Annotated in this window: 13 protein-coding genes and 1 pseudogene; 2 read left to right on the top strand and 12 right to left on the bottom strand. The window is 65.1% G+C overall.

Annotation, left to right across the window (positions count from 1 at the left end):
- Positions 1 to 165: 165 nt before the first annotated feature.
- Complete coding sequence (locus GM909_RS18285) at positions 166 to 423, top strand: glycine zipper domain-containing protein (RefSeq protein ID WP_157018492.1); 258 nt, start codon at positions 166 to 168, stop codon at positions 421 to 423.
- A gap of 134 nt (positions 424 to 557) precedes the next feature.
- On the opposite strand, the gene GM909_RS18280 is transcribed toward GM909_RS18285, so the two are convergent.
- The 3 genes from GM909_RS18280 to xylF form a co-directional block, all read right to left on the bottom strand.
- Complete coding sequence (locus GM909_RS18280) at positions 558 to 1,346, bottom strand: ATP-binding cassette domain-containing protein (protein ID WP_157018490.1); 789 nt, start codon at positions 1,344 to 1,346, stop codon at positions 558 to 560.
- Positions 1,347 to 1,357: 11 nt separating this feature from the next.
- Positions 1,358 to 2,671: a sugar ABC transporter permease gene (locus tag GM909_RS18275; protein WP_157018488.1), complete on the bottom strand. Its 1,314-nt coding sequence runs from the start codon at positions 2,669 to 2,671 to the stop codon at positions 1,358 to 1,360.
- Positions 2,672 to 2,895: 224 nt separating this feature from the next.
- Positions 2,896 to 3,936: a D-xylose ABC transporter substrate-binding protein gene (xylF, locus tag GM909_RS18270; RefSeq protein WP_157018486.1), complete on the bottom strand. Its 1,041-nt coding sequence runs from the start codon at positions 3,934 to 3,936 to the stop codon at positions 2,896 to 2,898.
- Between the two features lie 208 nt (positions 3,937 to 4,144).
- Here xylF and GM909_RS18265 point away from each other — a divergent pair, with 208 nt between their 5' ends.
- Positions 4,145 to 5,389, top strand: coding sequence for an ROK family protein (locus GM909_RS18265; protein WP_157018484.1), 1,245 nt, complete (start codon positions 4,145 to 4,147; stop codon positions 5,387 to 5,389).
- A 3-nt stretch (positions 5,390 to 5,392) separates the two neighbouring features.
- On the opposite strand, the gene GM909_RS18260 is transcribed toward GM909_RS18265, so the two are convergent.
- The 9 genes and pseudogenes from GM909_RS18260 to GM909_RS18220 all read right to left on the bottom strand — a co-directional run.
- Positions 5,393 to 6,994 carry a CRTAC1 family protein gene (locus tag GM909_RS18260; RefSeq protein WP_157018482.1) on the bottom strand — a complete coding sequence of 534 codons (1,602 nt, stop codon included), beginning with the start codon at positions 6,992 to 6,994 and terminating at the stop codon, positions 5,393 to 5,395.
- Between the two features lie 3 nt (positions 6,995 to 6,997).
- Positions 6,998 to 8,320, bottom strand: coding sequence for a vanadium-dependent haloperoxidase (locus GM909_RS18255; protein WP_235911961.1), 1,323 nt, complete (start codon positions 8,318 to 8,320; stop codon positions 6,998 to 7,000).
- A 118-nt stretch (positions 8,321 to 8,438) separates the two neighbouring features.
- Positions 8,439 to 9,128: a phosphate regulon transcriptional regulator PhoB gene (phoB, locus tag GM909_RS18250; protein ID WP_157018480.1), complete on the bottom strand. Its 690-nt coding sequence runs from the start codon at positions 9,126 to 9,128 to the stop codon at positions 8,439 to 8,441.
- 11 nt (positions 9,129 to 9,139) lie between these two features.
- Complete coding sequence (gene phoU / locus GM909_RS18245; protein ID WP_157018478.1) at positions 9,140 to 9,853, bottom strand: phosphate signaling complex protein PhoU; 714 nt, start codon at positions 9,851 to 9,853, stop codon at positions 9,140 to 9,142.
- Between the two features lie 31 nt (positions 9,854 to 9,884).
- On the bottom strand, positions 9,885 to 10,700 hold the full coding sequence (gene pstB, locus GM909_RS18240; protein ID WP_157018476.1) for a phosphate ABC transporter ATP-binding protein PstB: 816 nt from the start codon (positions 10,698 to 10,700) through the stop codon (positions 9,885 to 9,887).
- Between the two features lie 14 nt (positions 10,701 to 10,714).
- Positions 10,715 to 11,998, bottom strand: a complete 1,284-nt coding sequence (gene pstA / locus GM909_RS18235; RefSeq protein ID WP_157018474.1) for a phosphate ABC transporter permease PstA — start codon at positions 11,996 to 11,998, stop codon at positions 10,715 to 10,717.
- Positions 11,998 to 13,368, bottom strand: coding sequence for a phosphate ABC transporter permease subunit PstC (gene pstC / locus GM909_RS18230; protein ID WP_157018472.1), 1,371 nt, complete (start codon positions 13,366 to 13,368; stop codon positions 11,998 to 12,000). The genes pstA and pstC overlap by 1 nt, the downstream gene beginning before the upstream one ends.
- 163 nt (positions 13,369 to 13,531) lie before the next feature.
- The gene (locus GM909_RS18225; protein ID WP_157018470.1) at positions 13,532 to 14,572 is read right to left on the bottom strand and encodes a substrate-binding domain-containing protein; all 1,041 of its coding nucleotides are present in this window, start codon (positions 14,570 to 14,572) and stop codon (positions 13,532 to 13,534) included.
- Between the two features lie 420 nt (positions 14,573 to 14,992).
- A pseudogene (locus GM909_RS18220) lies at positions 14,993 to 17,524 on the bottom strand (response regulator); the annotation flags it as partial.
- Between the last annotated feature and the right edge of the window lie 31 nt (positions 17,525 to 17,555).

Here is a 17,555-nt window from a genome sequence, read left to right as displayed (position 1 = left end):
GGAAGTTTTGAAGCCGGCAATTGCGCCGCGATCATCATCAGGCAAGGACGCAGAACCTGTTTCCACTTATCCTGGAATTGTTCTAGGAATATCGTCACGAGGATGCCGCAAATGGCCTTAAGCCATTGAACCGGAAGGGGCGCGAATCAGAGGAGTGATCGCGAGATGAAGAAGACTACGTTTGCATTGATGGCCATGCTTGCCGTTTCCGTGTCGGCATGCACGACGGCCGAACGCGACGCAACCACCGGCGGCCTGGTTGGCGCGGCAATTGGCGGCCTGGCGACCGATTCGTGGGGTGGAGCAGCCGTCGGCGGCGCCGTCGGCGCGGTCTCCGGCGTGCTGATCGGCAAGGCAACCCGCAACGGCTGGTGCCGCTATCGCGATCGCAACGGCCGCATCTATGAAGCGCGCTGCCGCTGACACCGGCAGACGGACATTCGCGCGGCGGCGTCAGCCGAGAGTATCAACCCAGATGAGAAACCGCCGGCATGCCGGCGGTTTCATCGCTTATTGCCCACCGAAGCCGACTTTTCGGTGGGCCAAGTGCTGGACCATCAGGCGACGGCGGAAAGCGCGCCCGGTCCCGGAACCGCGCCGGGCGGGCATTTGCCCAGGATGATCATGCCCAGGACTTCGTCCTTGGTGACATCGTCCGTCGAGGCCGTGCCCACCACCTGGCCGTTCTTCATCACGCAGACGCGGTCCGACAGATCGAACACGTCGTGAATGTCGTGGCTGATGAGGAAGATGCCGATCCCTTCCGACTTGAGCTGCTTGACCAGTTCGCCGACCTGGGTCGTTTCCTGCGGTCCGAGCGCCGCCGTAGGCTCGTCCATGATCAGGATGCGCGCATTGAACAGGATCGCCCGCGCGATCGCCACCGACTGCCGCTGGCCGCCGGACAATTGCTTCACCGGATCCTTGAAGCGCTGGAAGCGCGGATTGAGCCGCCCCATGACCTTGCGCGCCTCGGCCTCCATGGCCACGTCGTCGAGCGTGCCCCAGCGCGTCAGGCGCTCGCGGCCAAGGAAAAGATTGGCCGCGGCATCGACATTGTCGGCCAGCGCCAGGGTCTGGTAGATCGTCTCGATGCCGTATTTCTTGGCGTCGCGCGGATTGTGGATTTCGGCGGCCTTGCCGTCGACCCGGATCTCGCCCGCATCGCGCTTGTAAGCCCCGGACAGGATCTTGATCAGCGTCGACTTGCCGGCGCCGTTATGGCCGAGCAGCGCCATGACCTCGCCGGGATAGAGATCGACGCTCGCGTCGTCGACCGCCTGGATTCCTCCGAAGGCGATCGAGATGTTGTCCATTTCGACGAGGGGTGTGGGTTTGTCGTTCATGGAACCTGCCCTCACTGAATGCGCCGGCGATACATGGTGTCGAGCCAGACGGCGACGACGAGCACCAGTCCGACGACGATATTCTGCAGCGGCGTGTCGACGCCGAGCAGGATCATGCCGGTCGACAGCGACTGCATGAGAACCGCGCCGATCATCGCCCCGGCCACGGTGCCCGAGCCGCCGGCGAGCGACGTGCCGCCGATGACCGCCGCCGCGATCACCAGCAATTCGTCGAGCGTGCCCATGGCGTTGGTCGCCGCATTGAGCCTGGCCGTCGAGATGGCCCCGCTGATGGCGGCCAGCGCCCCCATCAGCATGAAGATCTTCATCGTCACCCAGCGCGTCGGAATGCCGGCCAGTTCGGCCGCTTCCGGATTTCCGCCGATGGCGAAGACATAGCGGCCGAAACGGGTGCGCGTGGCGATGAAGGTCATGACGATGCCCACGCCGACGGCAATCAGCACCGGAATGGCGATGCCGTGCGAGATGAACAATCCGCCCTCGGGGATTGTGATGTTGTTGGCTTCGGCAAAACGGCGCACGATTCCGATCGGCAAGGGATAGGCGTTTGCCACCCCGACGGCGCCGAGGATCGCCACGCAGCCCACTGCGCCGAGGAAGAATTCTGCCCAGACCGGACGCAACGGGAAGTGAAAGCGCTTGCGCTGCGTGCGTCCGCTCATCAGCATGAACACGACGGCGACGCAGGCCAGCAGGGCGATGATCCAGCTCCAGGTCGCGCCGATCGAGCCGGCCGGTCCGCCGCCCATCAGCCGGAAGGTCGCATCCATCGGCGCCACGGTGCGCCCGCTCGTGACCCACCAGGCAGCACCGCGCCACACCAGCAAACCGCCCAGCGTCACGATGAAGGCCGGAACGCCCAGATAGGCGATCGCATAGCCTTGCACCGCCCCGACGAGGACGCCCAGCGCAATGCCCGCCGCCAGCGCGAGCGCCCAGATCCAGGGATTGCCGAAACCGAGTATGTCAGGCAGCAGCTCGGCCTGCACGACACCCATGACCATGCCGACGAAACCGAGCAGCGAGCCCACCGACAGGTCGATATTGCGGGTCACGATGACCAGCACCATGCCGGTCGCCATCACCGCGACCGAGGAGGACTGCACCGACAGGTTCCACAGATTGCGCGGCGTCAGGAAGAGACCGCCCGACAAGAGATGGAACCCCAGCCAGATGACAAACAAGGCCCCGATCATGCCGAGCATGCGGGTATCGAGCTCGGTGGCTTTCAAGAAGGCCCCGACTGGGCCGAGTTCGCTGCTTCGGGCCCTGTCCGCGGACGCCGTCGAGGTCGCTTCCGACATCGTTTCCTTCCCCACCGGGGGCCGCTGCCGCCGGCCTGGCGGCAACGGTCCTTATGTTAGGCAGACGCCGCGGTTCCGGTCAAACCGCGGCGCCAATTTACTAGCGCGCGTTCGCTTCAAACGGAAACGTTGAAGCAACGATATGCGCGCCAGGTCAATATGTTGGAGCATGTACATTTCGCTCAAACGGTTCCGTTTGAGCGGGACATGCTCTAACGCTCCTGTCAGTCGCAGGCGGCGACGGAACCCGCCTCCACACCCTGGCAGGCGACGTCCTTGGAGACCCACCCGGCATCGATGACCTGGTCCAGATTGTCCTTGGTGATCGGCAGCGGCTTCAGGAACACGGCATCCATCTCCACGCCCTGCGGGCCGTCGGACCATTTCACTGCATCCGGGATGTCCGCCATCGCGGTGCCGTCGGCCAGTGCCGAGGCGATCTCGGCCGCCGCCTTGCCAAGCTCGCGCGCATCCTTCCACACCGAAACGGTCTGTGTTCCCAGCGCGACGCGATTGAGCGCGGCATGGTCGCCGTCCTGACCGGAGACCGGTACGGAGCCGGCAAGGCCCTGCGCCGACAGCGCCGCCACGACACCGCCGGCCGTGCCGTCATTGGAGGCGACCACGGCGTCGACCTCGTTGTTGTTGGCCGTCAGGATCTGCTCCATGTTCTTCTGCGCGTTGGCCGGCAGCCAACCGTCGGTATAAGCCTCGCCGACATTCTTGATCTTGCCGGAATCAATGGCGTCCTTGAGCACTTCCATCTGGCCGGAGAACAGGAAATCGGCGTTCGGGTCGGCCGAGGAGCCCTTGATGAAGGCATAGTTGCCCTCCGGCTGCACCTCGAAGACGGCGCGCGCCTGCATGCGGCCGACTTCCTTGTTATCGAAGGTCAGGTAGAAGGCGTCCGGGTTTTCGATCAGGCGGTCATAGCCGACCACCGAGATGCCCTCGTTGACGGCCTTTTCGACCGCCGGGCCGATGGCCGAGGAATCCTGGGCGAGGATGATGAGGGCGTTGGCGCCCTGGGCGATCAGCGATTCGACATCGGTCAGTTGCTTGGAAGCGGACGACTGGGCGTCGGCCGAGATGTAGCTGTCGCCGGCGGCCTCGATGGCCGCTTTCATCGCCGCCTCGTCGGTCTTCCAGCGCTCTTCCTGGAAGTTCGACCAGGAAACGCCGATGATCTTGTCCTTGGCGAGCGCACCGCCCGCAAATCCCATGCTGAAGACGGCGCAGCTCAGCGCCAGAACGGTCTTTTTCATGCTCTCCTCCCGGTACATAAAAGGCGCGCCGCGATCTGTCTGCGACAGCGCGCGGTCGGTTCAGCCTCTTTAATTCGAGGCTCGAAAAAAATAGTGACTCACCTCAAAAGCTGTGTCAAGGTGATTTTTGGACGGCGCAACATATTGCATTGCAACAACAATTTTCTGCAATACCGATAGGCGCCGCAAACGGGAGGAAGCCGCCGCGATGACGGCGATTGCGCGATCGGACGATGTAAGGCGACAGAATCGCCGGCTTGTGCTCGGCGCGCTGCGCGATCATGAGCAACTGTCGCGAACCGGGCTGCACCGCCGGACCGGGCTGAGCCCGTCGACCGTATCGGCCATCACTTCCGACCTGATCATGGAAGCGATCCTGCGCGAGCAGCGCGACCCCGATATGCCCGCGACGCGCCGCGGCCGTCCCCAGGTGGCGCTGGGCCTCAATCCCGATGCCGCCGCCATCATCGCGGTCGTGCTGTCGCTGAACTCGCTGTCGGCCAGCCTGATCGACTATTCCGGCGGCATCATCGTCGACCGGCAGGCCAGGCTGGAGACGCTCGGCATGACGCGGCGCGAATTGGTCGCCGCCGCGCAGGCCATGATCGGCGAGCTCGTGGACCATTCGGCCAGGACGGGCGCACGGGTGCTGCGCATCGCTTTCGCCGTTCAGGGCATCACCGATTCGGTGGCCCGCACCATGCTGTGGTCGCCGATCTCGCCGCACAGCGACGTCGCCTTCGCCGACGCCATCGAGGATGCCTTCGGCATTCCCGTGACGGTGGAGAACGACTGCAACATGATCGCGGTGGCCCTGCAGGCGCGCGATTCCGAGCGTTATCGCGACAATTTCATTGCCGTGCTGCTGTCTCACGGCATCGGCATGGGTCTCGTGATCAAGGGCGACCTGTTCACCGGCACGCGCTCCTCGGCTGGCGAGTTCGGCCATATGAACCACGTGCCCGACGGCGCGCTGTGCCGCTGCGGACGGCACGGCTGCGTCGAAGCCTATGCGGGCAGCTATGCGATCTGGCGCGCCGCGCTATGCCACGATCCGGACGAGACGCCGGCATCCGACGTCCCCGAGCAGGAAATCGCCTCGCTGGCCCACCGCGCCCGCGAACGCGACGGGCCGGAACGCCGCGCCTTCGACAAGGCCGGCGAAGCGATCGGCTTCGGCCTCGGCAGTCTTTTCGCGCTGATCGATCCCGCGCCCGTCGCCTTCGTCGGCCACGGGGCCCAGGCCATCGACCTTCTGGAAGACCCCATCCGCCGGGCGATCGCCAAGACGGCGGGCGGCCAGCACGACGCCGCCCTCACCTTCCTCGTCGAGCCGAACGAGGCGCCGCTCATTCGCGAAGGCTGCGCGCTGCGCGCACTCACCTATGTCGACCGGGAAATCTTCTCCGGCAGCCCGGCCCAGCCGAGCGACGCACGCCAGGACGTCGCCTGACCTCTATCCGGGCGACCAGCCACGGGCCGGACGGCCGCGCTCGATCACATAGAAACGGTTGCTTTCAAGCCGCTGCCATTCGCCGGCGGTGCCATCGGGCCAGATGACGCGCACATCTGCCTGCCGCGCATCGCCGAGCCCGGCATGCCACCAGCCCGACTGCCCCGAGGCATGGCCGCCGCCAACGGTGATTTCGCGACGCGTCATGCCGGGTTCGCCTTTCACTTCCAGCCAGGCCCCGACCGCCTCCCGGTTCGCCCCGTCCTGACGCAGCTTGACCTGGAGCCAGCGCCCCGCATCAGTGCTGGCATTGCGCCAGATTTGCGCCTTCGACCAGCGATTGGCGACCACCAGATCCAGAAGCCCGTCGAGATTGAGGTCTGCCAGCAAGGCGCCTCTGGCGATGGCGACGCTCGCCACGCCGGCCTTGTCACCGGCTTCCTGAAAGCTCCCGGCAGCCGATTGCAGCAGCAGGTTGTTGGGATCCTTCGCGGCGAAATCGGGCATCTCGGCGACATTGCCCTTGGCGATGAACAGGTCGGCGCGGCCGTCATTGTTGACGTCGTCGAACTGCGCATGCCAGGCGGTCGAAGGCTTGACCTGGTCACCCAGATAGGGCCGATGGGCCGTCACGCCGCTGGCATAGGCGATGTCCTCGTAGGCCGGGCGCGCGGTCCTTGCGCCTTCGGCACCGCTCAGAGCCTGCAGCTTGTTGTCGGCCATGCTGGTGAGGAAATATTCCGGATACCCGTCGCGGTCGAGATCGCTCGAGGCAATGCCCATGCCCCAGATGCGCAGGCGCTTCCAGCCGTCGGCTTCCGTATAGAGCGCCGGCGCCCGGCCCGCCTCGAAGCGCCAGAGCTGCTCCTGCCCGCCCTTGTAGTATTCCCGGTCGTTGGAGATCCTCAGATCCGGCGTGCCCGACCTGTTCCAGTCGGTGAAGAGCATCGACAAGGCGCAATGGCTCGGCTTCAGCGCCAGGGGTGCTGCGAACCGGCGGCGGTCGTTTTCCGGACGGTGCAGCCAGTTGTCGGTGCACGATCCCCAGGGGAAGGCGTCCTCGCGCCGGTCGATATAGTTGCCGACGGCCAGCGTCGGCCACCGGGCGCCATGCTCCCAGGTCGCGGCAAAGGCCGTCGACCAGGCGTCGCCGCCATCGAACCCCCACGCCTCGTTGGCGCGCTCGAAACGGCAGCCGCCCAGGCCGCGCATGACGACGTTCTCGCCGACGCGCAGCAGCATGATGTCGGTTATGCCATCGCCGTCGATGTCGAGCGGGTAGGTGCCCGTCACGCGGTCGAGCTCCAGGCCGCTCTCTTGCGCCTCGAAACGCAGTGCCGAACCGGGAGCGCCGGCATTGCGGTAGAATTTCGCGCGATCTTCGCCGCCCGCAAACAGCAGGTCGGAAAAGCCGTCATCGTTGCAGTCGAACGCGGCGACACCGCCGCCCGCCATATACTCCCAGTCGCCGGCATAGACGTTGTCGATGCCCGAAGTCGCCGTTTCCTCGACAAAGCGTGGAACGGTCAAGGCGGGCTCGCCGGCCGCCGCCCGTAGGGGCGCCACCGCACCCATCACGGCGAGCAGGATCGCGAAGCGAAGCATCGGTCAGTTCCTCGTCCGCAGGGCGTTGACATATCGGCCGACACAGCGCCCCTGGTCCAGCCCGCGCTCGACCGCGGCACGGAAATGAATGCCGCCATAGAGCCGGGATATGCCGGCTTCCTGCGCCGCCTCCCGAAAGCTCGCATAGCTGCGCGGCGCCAGCCCGTCTTCGGCATGGGTCGCATCCTCGAAGGCGACGTCCGCCCCGAACAGATCAGTCAGCACCGAGGCGGCGGCGGCCGACTGGGTGCTGTGGCCGCTCGGATATTCGGGAAAGGGCGGCGTGATGAGAGGCGGCTCGAATTGCGGGTCGATGACCCGGCGGATATAGGTGACGGGCCTCACCAGATCGAACGCGTATTTGGCGTTCCAGCAGGCGATGAAGGAATCCGACAAGGCGACCCCGACGCGCGCGAGGACATCGACATCGCGCTCGAGATCGGCCTCCGACTGTTCGAGAACCTGAAGCGCGATCGACAGCCAATGGCCGGGCGGCGTCGGCGACAGCATCGGATCGTCCGACCAGAAGCGGGCGACGGCGCGCTGCTCGTCGGTGAGGCTGTTGACCGTGTCGTAGACTTCCCGCGCTTCGTCGTAAAACGCCGATCCTGGCTCTTCGCTGTAATCCGGCGGCGCCGGCAACGGACACGCCGCCCCGTCCGGCATGACGAGAGTGCGGTTTTCGCCCCATTGCGGCAGGAGCGGCGTCTGCTGCTGGGCGATGCGGCTTGTCGGCACCCAGTGCGCCGGTCCGGGTGTCAGCTCGTAGGCGGCGGGAAAGCCCATATTTTCCACCACCGCGCCGCCGTCGGCTTCGGACCAGTCCAGGATATGCCGCGCCAGGGCGGCCCCATGCGTCCGGCTGCGCGCAACGACGTCATCCGGCACCCCCGCGGCCGCGCCGGCGCTGAGCCTTTCGCCAAAGGCGGTCATGGCGCGCTGGCCGGTCGGCCCGGTATTGGCGAACAGGTTTTCCATCACCTGCGTGAGCGCGGCGTTGAGGAGAACCGCGTCGTCATGCGCGCCTGCCGGGCGTTGCGGGGCGGGCGCAAGGCCGTTGAGTTGTCCGGCGAGCGATTGAAGCTGCGCCGAACCGCCGGCGACGGCTTCGAACGCCGTCACGCCGACATAGGCGAAGCTGCGGCTTGCCACAGGCGGCGAATAGGTGGGCGTGTGGCGCACGAGCTCGAGCATCAGCCTGTACCAGTTGCGCACCACGTGCTGGGCCCTCGCATCACCCAGATCCCCGGCCATCGCGCTGCCCGCGCCGCACAACGCCGACACGGCAATCAGCAAAGCGGCCACGCCCGCCCGAAAAGCCTTCATTGCGACAACCTCCCGCATTTTTTCGCGCCCCGTGACAATAAGCACGAGCGCTTCCGGGCGCGCAATACTGCGTGGGCGTCGCTATGGTGGGCTGTCAATCTCGCATCGGGAGATCGGCTCAGTCGTCCTTGATGGCGTAGCCGGCGCCACGGATCGTGCGGATGACATCCGGCATACGGCCGGTGTTGACCGCCTTGCGCAAACGGCCGACATGCACGTCGACGGTGCGCTCGTCGATATAGATCGTCTCGCCCCACACATTGTCGAGGAGTTGGCTGCGCGAGAACACACGGCCGGGATGCTGCATGAGGAATTCGAGCAGGCGGAACTCCGTCGGGCCGAGCCTGATCTCGTTCTTGCGCCGGTAGACGCGGTGCGCCTCGCGGTCGAGCACGATATCGCCCACCGTCAGCACACTCGACAGCACTTCCGGCTTGGCCCGGCGCAGGAGCGCCCGCACCCGGGCGATGAATTCTGGCGTCGAGAAGGGCTTGACGAGGTAGTCGTCGGCGCCGGTCGAAAGCCCGCGCACGCGGTCGCTCTCCTCACCCCTGGCCGTCAGCATGATGATCGGCAGGCGCTCGGTCTCGGAGCGGGCGCGCAGTCTGCGGCACAGCTCGATCCCGGAAACAGCCGGGACCATCCAGTCGAGCACCAGAAGATCGGGAACGCTCTCCTGGAGCCTGATCTCCGCCTCGTCACCCCGGTTGATGACCTCGACGTGATAGCCTTCGGCCTCGAGATTGTATTTCAGCAGGACGCATAGCGGTTCTTCGTCCTCGACCACCATGACCTTGGCTGCATTCATCGGCTGGCTCCTCACCCGCTCGTGCCGGTACCGGTAATCGCCGTCTCGTCCATCTTCGGACGCTGCAGCGGAAGCTGATCGCCGGTCATCACGTAATAGGCGTTTTCCGCGATGTTGGTCGCGTGATCGCCGATGCGCTCGAGATTCTTGGCGCAAAACAGGAGATGAGTACAGGCCGTGATGTTGCGCGGGTCCTCCATCATATAGGTCAGAAGCTCGCGGAAGATCGCCGTGTACTGGATGTCGATCTTCTCGTCCGCCGCGCGCAGCGGCGGCAGTGCATCGGCATTGCGCGAGACATAGTTTTCGACCACGGCCGAAACCTGGGCGTTGACGAGGTCGGCCATGGTCTCGATCGAATGCGACAGGCTGCGCGGCGTGACGCGCTGGCCCACCGCACCGACGCGCTTGGCGATGTTCTTGGCAAGATCGCCGACGCGCTCCAGGTCGGCCGCCATGCGGATCGCGCCGACCACCGAGCGCAGGTCCTGCGCCATCGGCTGGCGCCGCGCGATCAGCGTGATCGCCTTTTCGTCGAGATCGCGCTGCTTGGCGTCCATGATCGCGTCGTCGGAAATGACGCGCTGCGCCAGCGCATTGTCGGATTGCAGCAGCGCGCGCGTGGCGTCGCCCAGCATCGAGCCCGAGAGATCGCCCATCTCGCGGATGAGCGTGTCGATGATCTCGAGTTCGTCGTCGAAGGATGTGACGGTGTGCTCGCCCATGATCTGGTCCTCGTGGTGCCCGGTTTCCGGCTCAGCCGAAGCGCCCGGTGATGTAATCCTGGGTGCGCTTGTCATCCGGATTGGTGAACATCTTGTCGGTCGCCCCCTCCTCGACCAGGTAGCCGAGGTGGAACATCGCCGTGCGCTGCGACACGCGCGCCGCCTGCTGCATGGAGTGGGTCACGATGACGATCGTGTAGTTCTCGCGCAGTTCGTCGATCAGTTCCTCGACCTTGGCCGTGGCGATGGGATCGAGCGCCGAACAGGGTTCGTCCATCAGGATGACCTCCGGCGACACCGCGATGGCCCGGGCGATGCACAGGCGCTGCTGCTGACCGCCGGACAAGCCGGTGCCCGGCTCGTTCAAGCGGTCCTTCACCTCCGACCACAGCGCCGCCTTTTCCAGGCTGGATTCGACGATCTGGTCGAGTTCGGACTTGTTGCGGGCAATGCCGTGGATGCGCGGTCCGTAGGCGACATTCTCGTAGATCGACTTGGGAAACGGGTTCGGCTTCTGGAACACCATGCCCACCCGGGCACGCAGTTCGACCACGTCGATACGGGGATCGTAGACATCATCCCCGTCGAGCGTGATCTCGCCGCCGACACGGCAACCCTCGATCGTGTCGTTCATCCGGTTGAGGCTGCGCAGGAAGGTCGACTTGCCGCAGCCCGACGGCCCGATCAGCGCCGTCACCTGCTGTTCGGGCACATCGAGATTGACGCCGAACAGGGCCTGCTTGCCGTTATAGTGAACCGTCACGTCCTTGCCGCGCATCTTGATTGCGGCCTCGTTGGAAGTCGAATGCAGCTTCTGTTCGACGGCAGCATCGGTCAGCATGTTCATGTCCTTTTGCTCCATCACCAGCGGCGCTCGAAGCGCTGCCTGAGGAATATGGCAATTGCGTTCATCACGACCAGGAAGGCCAGCAGCACCAGGATAGCGGCGGATGTCCTGGCGACGAAACCGCGCTCCGGACTGTCGGCCCAGATATAGATCTGCGTCGGCAGGGCCGTCGACGCCTCGAAGATGCCGGCCGGCGGGCTGGTGATGAAGGCGTTCATGCCCACGAGCAGGAGCGGCGCGGTTTCGCCGAGGGCCTGCGCCAGGCCGATGATCGTGCCGGTCATGATCGTCGGCATCGACAAGGGCAGGATGTGGTGGAGGATTGCCTCGTGCTTGGAGGCGCCGATGCCCAGCGCCGCCTCGCGGATCGACGAGGGCACCGATTTGAGCGAGGCGCGCGTGACGATGATCAGCGTCGGCAGGGTCATCAGCGCCAGGCACATTCCGCCCACCAGCGGCGCCGAACGCGGCAATCCGAACCAGCCGAGGAACACGGCCAGGCCGAGCAGGCCGAACACGACGGAGGGCACGGCGGCCAGATTGTTGATGTTGATCTCGATAATGTCGGTCAGGCGGTTCTTCGGCGCGAATTCCTCGAGATAGATCGCCGCCGCGATGCCGACGGGAAAGCTGATCACGAAGCAGACGAGCAGCGCCCAGAACGACCCGGAGATCGCGCCGGCGAGACCGGCCAGTTCCGGAAAGCGGCTGTCGGCGTTGAAGAACAGGCCCCAGTTGAACGGCTGCGCAATCAGCCCCTTCGCCTGCAACTGGTTGAAATATTCGATCTGCCGGTCGTTCACCCGGCGCTGGTTTTCGGGCAAATCTGGGTTGATCTGGCCTTTGGCGAGCTGGTCGAGCGGGTCGGAAAGCGGAATGCTGAACCGCGCCGTGCCGTCGAGCAAGTCCGGGTCGGCGATCACCTTGTCGCGCACGAGGAAGGGCGCGGACGAGGTGAAGATGTTGAAATAGTCGCGCTGATCGGATCGAGGTATGTCGCCGACCTGTTGGCGCAGCGCGTCACGCACGATGTTGCGCCAGTTCGCGCCCATCAGGTCGCCTCGGTCGATGTCGGCCTGCGAAAGGTCGATTTCCACCGTCGCGGTCGTCTGGACGAAGGCCCGGTACCCGGTAAAGCTCAAGGTGCCGACCAGGATCGCCAGAAAGCCGAGGGCGAAGAAGATGGCGACCATGCCGTAGATCTGCAGGCGCCGGTCGGCGGCGTAACGCGCCCTGCGCCGCGCCTGCATGGCGTCCGACTTCCAGTCGACGTGGCCTGTGATTGCCTGGGCGGCCATCAGTATTTCTCCCGGTATTTGCGCACGGTGCGCAGGGCGATCAGGTTCAGGCCCAGCGTGATGAGGAACAGCACCAAGCCGAGCGCGAAGGCGGCCAGCGTCTTCGGATTGTCAAACTCGCTGTCGCCGATCAGAAGCGTCACGATCTGCACGGTCACCGTCGTGACCGCCTCGAACGGATTGACCGTCATCCTGGCGATGAGGCCGGCCGCCATGACCACGATCATCGTCTCGCCGACCGCGCGGCTCAACGCAAGCAGCACGCCGCCGACAATGCCCGGCAAGGCGGCAGGCAGCAGGACCTTGCGAATTGTCTCGCCCTTCGTCGCGCCGAGCGCGTAGGAGCCGTCGCGCATGGCGCGCGGCACAGCGGCAAAGGCGTCGTCGGAAAGCGAGGAAATGAACGGGATAAGCATGACGCCCATCACCCCGCCGGCGGCCAGCGCGCTGTTGGGGGCGGCTTCCAGGCCGAGGCTCAAGCCGAGGCTGCGCACGATCGGGGCGACGGTGAGCACGGCGAAGAAGCCGTAGACGACGGTCGGTATGCCGGCGAGGATTTCCAGCAGCGGCTTGACCACCGCGCGAAAGCGCTCCCCCGCATATTCGGTGAGATAGACCGCCGACAGGATGCCGACAGGCACCGAGACGGCCATCGCCAGCGCCGAGATCGCGAAGGTGCCGAACAGCACCGGCACCATGCCGAAGGCGCCGAGCCCCGCGACCTGGTCGGGCCGCAGCGCGATCTGCGGCTCCCAGCGCAGGCCGAACAGGAACTCCGTCACCGGCACCCGGGCGAAGAACTGCAGCGCTTCATAAAGCAGCGATGCCACGATGCCGCCCGTCGTCAGGATGGCGACCAGCGAGGAAAACATCATGAACCAGGTGACGGAGCGCTCGACGCTGTGGCGGGCGCGGAAACGGCTCTCGATCACCCTGTAGCCGAAAAAGGCGCCGATTGAGGCAGCGGCAGCGACCACGGCGACCATCATCCACACGGCGATCGATTGCAGCGATTTCAGGTGATCGACGGCGGCCAGGATTTCCGGCGTCGGCTCCTTGAAGATGTTGCCGGCGGCGACCTGGCGAATCTCGCTGATAAGCAGTGATTTCTCGGCGCCGGAAAGCGCGTCCGCTCCAGGAAAGCTCGCCAGCACCAGGCTGTTGATGATGCTGTTCTGGCCCATAAGCCAGACAATGAGGAATACGAAGGCGGGAACGCCGGTCCAGATGGCGGCATTGAGCCCATGATAGATCGGACGCGAATGCGCTTTATCGGCCGCCGCGTCACGCGAGCGGCGCGCGCGCTGCATGCTCGTCAGCGCGGCCAGACCGGCCGCCAGCACCAGAAATCCGATCAGATAGCCCGCCATGCCGACCCCTCACCTACAGCGCCGCGCGGCCTTCTGGCCGTGCCTTGGACGCTGCGTGCCATGATCTGCGCATCGTGCTTGCAAGAATCGATTCCGATCTTCGGGCCGATGCGCTGGAAAAGTGGCGGTCGCCCAAAGGGCGGCCGCATTTGTGCCGAACGGATCAAGAGCCGAACTTCTTGCCCTCGAGAACCGCCTTCTGGACTTCTTCGCGCTTCTCGTCGGAAAGCGGCGTCAACCCGCGCTCGGCGAGGTAGCCGTCGGGGCCGAGGGCCTCATCCGACATATATTCGGCGAGAAAATCGCTCATGCCCGGAATGACGTCCCTATGCGCGTTCTTCACGTAGAAGAAGATCGGACGCGATACCGGATAGGAAGCGTCGGCGATGGTGTCGAATGTCGGCGCGACGCCTTCGATCTTCACCGCCTTCAGCTTGTCGCTGTTTTCGTAGAGGAAGGAGTAGCCGAAGATGCCGACGGAGTTCGGGTCGGCTTCCAGGCGCTGCACGATCAGGTTGTCGTTCTCACCAGCCTCGACGAAGGGACCGTCCTGCCGCATGCGCGAGCAGACCTCTTCCCACTTGTCCTCATCGGCCGACTTGAGCTCGGCCATCCCCGGCAGGTCGGCGCAGCCGTCATGCATGACGAGCTCGACAAAGGCGTCGCGCGTACCCGAGGTGGGCGGAGGACCGAATGCGATAATGTCGGTCGCCGGCAGCGATTCATCGACGTCGGACCACTTCTTGTTCGGGTTGGCGACGAAACCGCCATTGCCGTCGGGCAGTTCGGCGGCGAGCGCCTTGAAGATCTGTTCCTCCGACAGGTCGAAGTCGGTCTCGTTGGCCCGCGACACGGCGACGGACAGGCCGTCATAGCCGATCAGGGCTTCGGTGATGTCGGTCACGCCGTTGTCGGCACACAGCTTCACCTCGGATTCCTTGATGGCGCGCGAGGCGCCCGTGATGTCGGCAAAGTCGGGACCGACGCCGCCGCAGAACACCTTGAAGCCGCCGCCCGTGCCGGTCGATTCGACGACGGGCGCGGGATTGCCCGTCTTGTTGGCATATTCTTCCGCCGTCGCCTGGCTGTAGGGGAAAACGGTGGACGAACCGACGATCTTGATCTGATCGCGCGCTGCCGCATAGCCAACGGACGCAGCCAGCGCGACCGCCGCCACCGACCCCGTAAGGAGAATTTTGTTCATCTGGCCTACTCCTGTCAAAAATTCGATGATGCCGCCCCGAGAACCAGCGGCCGGGAGTGCCTTAGAATCCCAATGTTACAGTTGGATGACAGTTATATGTCGGCCGCTTGACGCCGGAACGGGACCGTCACCGGCGGCATCGTCGGCAGGACAATAGCCGGCGGCATTCATCCCGGCGGATCAGCCGCTTGGAGCTTTGGCCAAAAATTTATGCGGCTAATTGCGAGGTTGGCACGAGGCGAAAAAAAACGGGCAGGAGAGCACGGCGCTAAAGATCGCGCACTGGTCGGCAGGCTTTGTTTGGAACAAGATCGGTTGGAGCTCGCGATGCCAATTCCAGCCTGCCGCCGCTCATCCTGCCCGGAGTGGCATTCCAAGCCAACGGTAGGATGGCAGTATGTGGTCAACGACGACCTGGCGCTATTGCGCGATCGCACCATGGCGGCGCGCGGCGGCCTCGGCGTCGGGCGCCCCGGTTCCCGCCATCCATTTCTCCACCTTGCGCAAAAGCGCATCGGGACTGATGGGCTTGGGCAGGTAGTCATCCATTCCGGCCGAGAGACAGCGCTCGCTGTCCCCCTTGAGCGCATGCGCCGTGACCCCGACGATGGGCACGCGACCGCCGCCGTCCGCCTCGGCGGCGCGGATCGCGGCCGTCGCCTCCAGACCGTTCATCTGGGGCATTGAGACGTCCATCAGGATCATCGCCGGCCGCATTTCGGCCTGCGCGTCCACCGCCAGTGCACCATTGCGCACGATCTCGAAGGTGTAAGGCGTCTGCTGCAGGATCTGCGAGAAGACGAGCTGGTTCACCTCATTGTCCTCGGCAACGAGAATGTCGAGCCGGCGCGAGGGATTGCCGGCGGCCTCGTCCGGCGCTGCCGTTTCCGGTTCCGGTGCGCCGTTAGCGGCCTGACCGTCGGACACGTCCTCGGGCCGCTGTCGTTGCGATGCCGGGTCCGCAGGCTCGGCGCCGATGCCGCCGCGGCATTTCTGGATCGCCGTCACCAGAGCTTCCAGAAGGACGGACGACCGCGCCGGCTTGAGCAATTGTGCGGCAAGCCCGAGGTGGCGATGCTGCGCCGTCGGCAAGGACTGGTCGACCGAGGTCAGCATGATGATAGGCGTGCCGGCGAATTGCGGCATGGCACGGATCGCGCCCGCGGTCTCCGCACCCGACATGCCGGGCATTTGATAGTCGAGCACGATGCAGTCGACGCCGACGCCCATATCCGCCGCCGCCTTCAGCACCGCCAGGCCTTCTGCGCCGCTCTCGGCCGCGCAGGCGTCGAAGCTCCAGGAACGCATCTGCTCCATCAGGATGTCGCGGTTCACGGCATTGTCGTCGATGATGAGGATGCGCGCTCCGGTGACGTCGACCGGCGTCGCCTTTGACGCTTCGCCCTGGCCGTGCACGGGCAGGCTGATCTCGAAGCGGAAGGTGGATCCCTCCCCGGGCGTGCTTTCAACGCCCATCGTGCCGTCCATGAGCTCGACCAGCCGCGAGGTAATCGCAAGCCCCAGCCCGGTTCCCTCGTGACGTCGCGTCGAGCTCGAATCCACCTGGCTGAACTTTTCGAAGACTTGCGCCAGCTTGTCCTCGGGGATGCCGATGCCGGTATCGGTGACGGAGACGGAAAGCCGCGCCTCATCGGCCTCGCATGTGCCGGAAACGTCGATCAGCACATGGCCGGTATCGGTGAACTTGACCGCGTTGCCGACGATGTTGGTGATGACCTGCCGGAACCGGCCGGCATCCCCCACCAGCACCTGCGGCAGGCCCGGCTCGACCCGCACGATCAGCTCGAGGTCCTTTTCCTTGGCCCGGGTCGACATCAGCGTCGCGACATCCTCCACCGCCTCGGCCAGGTTGAAGGGCGCGGGATCGAGCACGAGCTGCCCGGCATCGATCTTCGAGAAGTCCAGGATATCGTTGATGATCGTCAGGAGCGCGTTGCCGGATTTCATGATGATGTCGGCAAACGTCTTCTGCTTGGCGTCGAGTTCGGTTTTGGCCAGCAACTCCGCCATGCCCAGGACGCCGTTCATCGGCGTGCGGATCTCGTGGCTCATATTGGCCAGGAATTCCGACTTGGCGCGGTCCGCCAGCACGGCGCGCTGCTCGGCTTCGCGCAATTCCTGCTCGCGCTGCTTGAGCTCCGTGATATCGACCCTGACGCCGACATAGAGCCCCGTTTCGGTGCGCGTGTCATGCACCTGGTGCCAGCGCCCGTCCTGGGTTTCGCGTTCGAACACGGCCTGACGGCGCTGGTAGCGGGCCAGATAGCGCGCGACCCACTCTTCCCGGTCCGTATCATAAAGTGCGTCGAGTTCGGCGTCTCCCGTCACCTTGAAGTAACCGAGATCATGGGCCCGTTCGACGACGTCGCGCAGGGGCCGCCCCGGCGCCATCAGGTCGGCGAACTGGGCCATGATCTCATGCGTCTTGCGGTTCGAAAGCACGAACCGGTCGTCGCTGTCATAGATGACGACGCCGGCGGGAAGCGATTCCAGCACCTCGGCCAATTGCCTCCTTGTGGCCTCGGCCTCTTCCTCGCGCCGCTTCATCTCGCTCATGTCGACCAGGGAGCAGGCGACGAAATGCGTGCCGCCCCCCAGGGTCAGCCGGTGCTTGCGCACGATCCGGTAGCAGCGCTTGCCCTCCTGCTCGAACGCCTCTTCCACCTCATAGGGCTGGCCGGTCTCGAGCACGCTGCGCTCGCTGGCCTCGAACGCCTTGGCGTTCGCCGCGCCGAGAATGTCCGACGCCGTCCCGCCGACGATGGCGTCGGACGTCGTGCCAAACAGATCGGCGAATGCCTGGTTGGCGAAAACGAAGCGCAAATCCGCGTCCTTGACGAAGATCGGCTCCTGGACCGTATTGATGAGCGCATCGGCAACGGCGCGCCGTTCGAGCGCCGCGGCAAGCCGATCCGCGCGCTCCTTCTCCTCCGGACCCGCGCGTCCGGTTCCCATGTCTTGC

Origin of the sequence: Mesorhizobium xinjiangense, from assembly GCF_009749525.1 — a bacterium.
GTDB lineage: Bacteria > Pseudomonadota > Alphaproteobacteria > Rhizobiales > Rhizobiaceae > Mangrovimarina > Mangrovimarina xinjiangensis.
This window is presented reverse-complemented; position numbering and strand designations above follow the sequence as displayed.

Coding starts and splice junctions, on each gene's coding strand:
- GM909_RS18285 (WP_157018492.1), top strand. CDS start 166: ATGAAGAAGACTACGTTTGCATTGATGGCCATGCTTGCCGTTTCCGTG.
- GM909_RS18280 (WP_157018490.1), bottom strand. CDS start 1,346: ATGAACGACAAACCCACACCCCTCGTCGAAATGGACAACATCTCGATC.
- GM909_RS18275 (WP_157018488.1), bottom strand. CDS start 2,671: ATGTCGGAAGCGACCTCGACGGCGTCCGCGGACAGGGCCCGAAGCAGC.
- xylF (WP_157018486.1), bottom strand. CDS start 3,936: ATGAAAAAGACCGTTCTGGCGCTGAGCTGCGCCGTCTTCAGCATGGGA.
- GM909_RS18265 (WP_157018484.1), top strand. CDS start 4,145: ATGACGGCGATTGCGCGATCGGACGATGTAAGGCGACAGAATCGCCGG.
- GM909_RS18260 (WP_157018482.1), bottom strand. CDS start 6,994: ATGCTTCGCTTCGCGATCCTGCTCGCCGTGATGGGTGCGGTGGCGCCC.
- GM909_RS18255 (WP_235911961.1), bottom strand. CDS start 8,320: ATGAAGGCTTTTCGGGCGGGCGTGGCCGCTTTGCTGATTGCCGTGTCG.
- phoB (WP_157018480.1), bottom strand. CDS start 9,128: ATGAATGCAGCCAAGGTCATGGTGGTCGAGGACGAAGAACCGCTATGC.
- phoU (WP_157018478.1), bottom strand. CDS start 9,853: ATGGGCGAGCACACCGTCACATCCTTCGACGACGAACTCGAGATCATC.
- pstB (WP_157018476.1), bottom strand. CDS start 10,700: ATGAACATGCTGACCGATGCTGCCGTCGAACAGAAGCTGCATTCGACT.
- pstA (WP_157018474.1), bottom strand. CDS start 11,998: ATGGCCGCCCAGGCAATCACAGGCCACGTCGACTGGAAGTCGGACGCC.
- pstC (WP_157018472.1), bottom strand. CDS start 13,368: ATGGCGGGCTATCTGATCGGATTTCTGGTGCTGGCGGCCGGTCTGGCC.
- GM909_RS18225 (WP_157018470.1), bottom strand. CDS start 14,572: ATGAACAAAATTCTCCTTACGGGGTCGGTGGCGGCGGTCGCGCTGGCT.